This is a genomic window from Variovorax sp. P1_H12_2 (assembly GCF_056405335.1).
Genome location: NZ_JBFUCI010000503.1, coordinates 1 through 4,169 on the forward strand (window position 1 = coordinate 1; position 4,169 = coordinate 4,169).

The following is a 4,169-nucleotide window of genomic DNA, read 5'->3' on the forward strand; positions in this document are numbered from 1 at the left end:
CATCGAGCACCTGGCCGTGCTGGTCCTGCGCGATCAGGTGCATGTCCCGCGCCGCGGGCGTGTTGGCCTGCACCACGACGAAGCCCGAAGGCGAGGCAAAGGGCAGATTGATCACGCGCTCCATCTGCTTGGCGATCAGCGCACTGCCCGACATCTCGGACAGCAGCCGATGGAATTCCTCGTTGAAGGCCACGTAGTGCGAGAAGGCCGCGTCGTCGAGCGCCGGATCGCGCAGCAGCTCGTCGATGCGCCGCAGGCAGGCCCTGGCCTCGCGCAGCACCACCGGCGGTGCGCCGCGCTCGGCGGCCAGCCGCGCCGACAGGCCTTCGAGGGTGCCACGCAGCTCGATGGCGTCGGCCACGTCGCGTTCCGAGAAGGTGCGCACCGCATAGCCGCCGTTGGGCAGGGCTTCGAGCAGCCCTTCCTGTTCGAGCCGCATCAGCGCGCTGCGCACCGGCGTGCGCGAGACGCCCAGCAGTTCCGACACCGCCACTTCGGCGATCCGCGCGCCGCCCGGCAACTCGCCGGCCAGGATCATCTCGCGCAGCCGCAACTGGGCCTTGACCGCCTGGGACCCGCCGGCTTCGCCCGGCTCGCCGGCCACGGGCAGCGCACTCATCGGGCGAGCTCCGCGGCCTGGATCGGAATCGTCGGCGCCCGCGGCTTCTCGCGCGCCACCATCTGGTCGATCAGCCGCCGCGCCCACATCGCGCCGGCGTCGATGTTGAGGTTGTAGAAGCTGTAGTCGGGCCGGTCGTCGATCGCGCGCTGCTGGGCTTCGAGCACCAGCTCGTCCTCGCGGAAGATGCCCGACACGCCCTCGCGCAACTGGTGCGTGAGCCGTTGTTCGCCGATGCAGTAGTTGCGCGCAAAGGCCCAGAAGTAGAGGCAGGTCTTGTCGGTCTCGGGCGTGATGGTGTTGAGCACGAAGCCGTTGACGCCTTTGCTGCGGTCGCCCGGCGCGCCATCGCGCGGCACGGCGCCGCTGCCCGCCTCGGCCACGCCGACATCGATGTTGACGGTGCAGGGCCCTTCGAAGCGAATGATCTGCCAGCGGTCGACCTTGCCCCGATAGCCATGCGCGTGGTGGATCTGACCGGCCCAGAAGGGCGGCGGGTCGATGTTCTTCATCCAGCGCGTGACGGTGGCCGAACGGTCGCCATGGGTGGCGACGAAAGGCGCCTCGGCCACCTCGCGGTTGCCGATCGACGAGCCATGCACGAAGGTCTCGTGGGTCAGGTCCATGAGGTTGTCGACCACCAGCCGGTAGTCGCAGGCGACGCGGATCATCTTGCCGTCGCCGGCCCACTCGGGGTCGTCGTTCCAGTGCATGTCGGGCACCRGCGCCGGGTCGGCCTTGGCCGGGTCGCCGGGCCAGACCCAGACGAATCGGTGCTTCTCGACCACCGGATAGGCGCGCACGCAGGCCGAGGGATTGAGCGTTTCCTGGCTCGGCATGAAGGTGCAGCGGCCCTGGCTGTTGTAGACCAGGCCGTGGTAGCCGCAGACCACCTCGTCGCCCTCCAGCCGCCCGAGCGACAGCGGCATCAGGCGGTGCCAGCAGGCGTCCTCCAGGGCCGCGACCTGGCCGTCGGTGCGCCGGTAGAGCACCAGGTTCTGGTTGCAGATCGTGCGCGCCAGCAATGCGTGCGAGACCTCGACGTCATAGGCGGCGGCGTACCAGGCGTTGAGCGGAAAAGGGCTGGCTGAGGCTTTCATGGGATACGCAATGTATACATTGATGGCCAAAAGTCCACGCTTTTTGGCAGAATTCAGGGTAAATACCGATCTTTCTGTATCCAGCGAAGGGGTTCACTGTCCGGATACGATCGACCGTTCTTTTCCAGATTCGACGGAGCCCACCCATGTCCCAGCACGCCGCCCTGCCCGCCCGCTACGACCACGTCGGCAGCTTCCTGCGCCCCCGGTACCTGCTCGAAGCGCGCGAGCAGAAGGCCAAGGGCGAGATCACGCCCGAACAGCTTCGCCGTGTCGAAGACAAGGCGATCACCGAGATCGTCAAGTTTCAGGAAGACATCGGCCTCAAGAGCATCACCGACGGCGAGTTCCGCCGCACCTATTTCCACATCGACTTTCTGGAGCAACTGGGCGGCGTGAAGACCGACATCCCGGTCACGATCCGCAAGCCCGACGGCACCGAGGAACTGGCGCCGCCCGTGATGCGCGTGACGGCCAAGGTACGCCACGAGAAGAACATCCAGCTCGCGGACTTCGAATACCTCAAGAGCCAGGTGTCGGCGGGCAACACGCCCAAGGTCACGATCCCCTCGCCCACCATGCTGCACTTCCGCGGCGGCCGCGCCGGCATCAGCCGCGAGGCCTACCCCGAGCTCGACCCGGTGTTCTACGACGACGTCGCCAAGGCCTACGGCGACGAATTGCGCTCGCTGGCCGCGGCCGGCTGCACCTACGTGCAGATGGACGACACCAACCTCGCCTACCTGTGCGACGAGAAGATGCGCGAGGCCGCCCGCCAGCGCGGCGACGACCCCAACGAGCTGCCGCACCGCTACGCCGCATTCATCAACAAGGTGGTGGCGCAGAAGCCCGAAGGCATGCTCCTCGCCATGCACCTGTGCCGCGGCAATTTCAAGAGCACCCACGCGGCGGCCGGCAACTACGAGCCGGTGGCCGAGGCGCTGCTCAAGGAGATGGACCTCGATGCCTACTTCCTCGAGTACGACGACGCCCGCTCGGGCGACTTCCGGCCGCTGCGCTTCCTGCCCAAGGGCAAGACCGTGGTGCTGGGCCTGGTGACGACCAAGTTCGGCGAAATGGAGGACAAGGACGAGCTCAAGGCCCGCATCGAAGCGGCCGCCAAGTACGTCTCGCTCGACCAGCTCGCGCTGTCGCCGCAGTGCGGCTTTTCCAGCACGGTGCATGGCAACAACATCGCGGTCGAGGCGCAGCGCGCCAAGCTGCGATTGGTGGTCGAGACGGCCCAGGAAGTCTGGGGGAAATAGGCTCGCCCCCAGGTCGGGCTCACTGCGTGTAGCCCTCCCACCCCCTGCCGGGGGCAACACCAGCGGCCCGGCGGAGCCGGTTCCGCGGTGTTTCACCAACGGGCCTCGCTTCGCTGGCCGGTTTGAATTGGGGTCGGGGTGAAGTAGGTTCTGTGTCCATGAAGCTCTTCACCCTGTAGCCCTCCCACCCCCTGCCGGGGGCAACACCAGCGGCCCGGCGGAGCCGGTTCCGCGGTGTTTCACCAACGGGCCTCGCTTCGCTGGCCGGTTTGATTTGGGGTCGGGGTGAAGTAGGCTCTGTGTCCATGAAGCTCTTCACCGGCCCCCTCAGCATGTTCGGCGCCAAGGCGCAGATCGCGGCGCTCGAGAAGGGCGTCGCCCTCGATTGCGTCATGGTGCCTTTCGACCGCGACGACCACTACCTGCCCAAGCACCCCGAGGTGCTTCGGGTCAATCCGAAGCGGCAGGTGCCGGTGCTGATCGACGGCGAGGTCGAGCTGTTCGACTCGACGCAGATCTTCGAATACCTGGAGGACCGCGTGCCGGAGCCGGCGCTGTGGCCTCGCGAGGTCGCGGCGCGGGCGCGGGCGCGCCAGCTCGAGCTGATGTCGGACGAGGTCTTCTTTCCGCATGTGATCAGGCTTTTCAGGCTTCAGCAGGAGATGCAGAGTCCGGCAGCGCTCGCGGCCTGCGCCGGCTGCACGGCGTTCTACGCCGAGCTCGAAGTCTTGCTGGCCGGGCGTGACTACCTGGCCGGCAGCTACTCCTTCGCCGACATCGCCTTCTACATGGCGCAGGTGTTCGCCGAGCGCAAGGGCGCGCCCATGACCGGGGCCACGCCCCGGCTGCTCGCCTGGCGCGAGCGCGTGGGCGCGCGCGGCCCGGTGCGCGAAGTGGTCGGACCCATGATGCAGTTCCTGGCTTCGCAGGGGCGTCCGGTGCCGCCCTACCTGCAGGCGCTCCTCCGCCCGTGAACCGCATCGACGACCTGCTCGACTGGCTGCCCTCGCCATCGCAGCACCTGCTGGTGGTGACCTTCGCGCTGCTGGTCTATGTGCTCACCACCCGCGCCCGGCGCGAGCAGCGCGCGCCCGCCACCGCCATCGCGTGGGTCATGGGTCTCGCGCTGCTTCCCTACGTGATCCTCCCGATGTACCTGGTGTTCGGCCAGCGCAAGCTGCGGCC

The 4,169-nt window shown here is 67.7% G+C and carries 5 protein-coding genes; 3 read left to right on the forward strand and 2 right to left on the reverse strand.

The features are described 5' to 3' along the window. Together AC1D2K_RS31080 and AC1D2K_RS31085 are read right to left on the reverse strand one after the other, a co-directional pair. The coding region (locus tag AC1D2K_RS31080) for a GntR family transcriptional regulator (protein WP_478093833.1) at nt 1-619 on the reverse strand (619 nt) is incomplete at its 3' end. Continuing rightward, nucleotides 616-1,719, reverse strand: coding sequence for an aromatic ring-hydroxylating dioxygenase subunit alpha (locus AC1D2K_RS31085; RefSeq protein WP_478093835.1), 1,104 nt, complete (start codon nt 1,717-1,719; stop codon nt 616-618). The genes AC1D2K_RS31085 and AC1D2K_RS31080, both read right to left, overlap by 4 nt. 146 nt (nt 1,720-1,865) lie before the next feature. Between AC1D2K_RS31085 and AC1D2K_RS31090 the strand changes: the two genes are divergently transcribed. The 3 genes from AC1D2K_RS31090 to AC1D2K_RS31100 all read left to right on the forward strand — a co-directional run. Next, nucleotides 1,866-2,984, forward strand: a complete 1,119-nt coding sequence (locus AC1D2K_RS31090; protein ID WP_478093836.1) for a 5-methyltetrahydropteroyltriglutamate--homocysteine S-methyltransferase — start codon at nt 1,866-1,868, stop codon at nt 2,982-2,984. Between the two features lie 305 nt (nt 2,985-3,289). Further along, nucleotides 3,290-3,958 carry a glutathione S-transferase family protein gene (locus tag AC1D2K_RS31095; RefSeq protein ID WP_478093838.1) on the forward strand — a complete coding sequence of 223 codons (669 nt, stop codon included), beginning with the start codon at nt 3,290-3,292 and terminating at the stop codon, nt 3,956-3,958. Next, nucleotides 3,955-4,169, forward strand: a 215-nt coding sequence (locus AC1D2K_RS31100; RefSeq protein WP_478093840.1) for a PLDc N-terminal domain-containing protein, incomplete at its 3' end; no start/stop codon positions are given. The genes AC1D2K_RS31095 and AC1D2K_RS31100, both read left to right, overlap by 4 nt.